General features: G+C 31.6%; 1 protein-coding gene and 1 pseudogene. Both read left to right on the top strand.

The window, feature by feature from the left end:
- Positions 1 to 275: pseudogene (locus FUA24_RS08335) on the top strand (TonB-dependent receptor); the annotation flags it as partial.
- Positions 276 to 366: 91 nt separating this feature from the next.
- Complete coding sequence (locus FUA24_RS08330; RefSeq protein ID WP_147137578.1) at positions 367 to 714, top strand: heavy-metal-associated domain-containing protein; 348 nt, start codon at positions 367 to 369, stop codon at positions 712 to 714.
- Positions 715 to 803 lie beyond the last annotated feature (89 nt).

Genomic DNA, 803 nt, shown 5'->3' with positions numbered 1-803 from the left:
GTAGCCAAAGGTTTGCATCAACATTAGGTAATCCATCTCAATACCAATTACCAGAAAGCACACCAACTTTGGCAACCTTAAATGCGCAGGTAACAAAAGTGTTTTCTCCTAAATTTGAAGTATATTTAGGTGGCGAAAACATAACAAATGTAAGGCAATCAAATCCTGTTTTAGGAGCTAATGACCCTTTTGGAGCAAATTTTGATACCACATTTGTATACGGCCCAATTTTTGGAAGCATGTATTATGCTGGGTTGAGGTTTAAAATTAAATAGTAGCTATCATTCTAATGAAGGAGTGAATTAAATAAAATAAATAATTTAAATAGATTTTCGCTTCCGCGGAAATGAAAAAAATAAAATAATCATGAAAAAAATATTAACACTAGCATTAATGCTAACCGCAACAATAACATTTTCACAAAATAAAAATGCAAGAGCCAGTTTAGAGGTTGATGGCGTTTGTATGATGTGTAAAAGCCGCATAGAAAAAGCAAGTTTAAACACAAAAGGTGTAAAATCTGCTTTATGGAATGTGAAAACGCACGAACTTAAATTAATTTTTGACGAACGAAAAACCAATCTAGATACTATTCAGGCAAATATTTTAGCTGTTGGACATGATGTTAAAGATAAAAAAGCTACAGATGAGGCTTACAATTCAGTACATCCCTGTTGTAAATATCGAGATGAAGAAGTAAAAGACGCTCATTAATTATAAATTAAAAACACAACAAATTTTTATGGATAGTATTTCGGTATTTTGGTTTAGAAGAGATTTAAGATTACACGATAATACGGCAT

Source organism: Seonamhaeicola marinus, from assembly GCF_008085455.1.
The sequence above is the reverse complement of the archived record's forward strand: the minus strand, read 5'-3'. Positions and strand labels throughout refer to the sequence as shown.

Excerpts from the sequence above, each read along its gene's own strand:
- FUA24_RS08330 (WP_147137578.1), top strand. The coding sequence starts at position 367 with ATGAAAAAAATATTAACACTAGCATTAATGCTAACCGCAACAATAACA.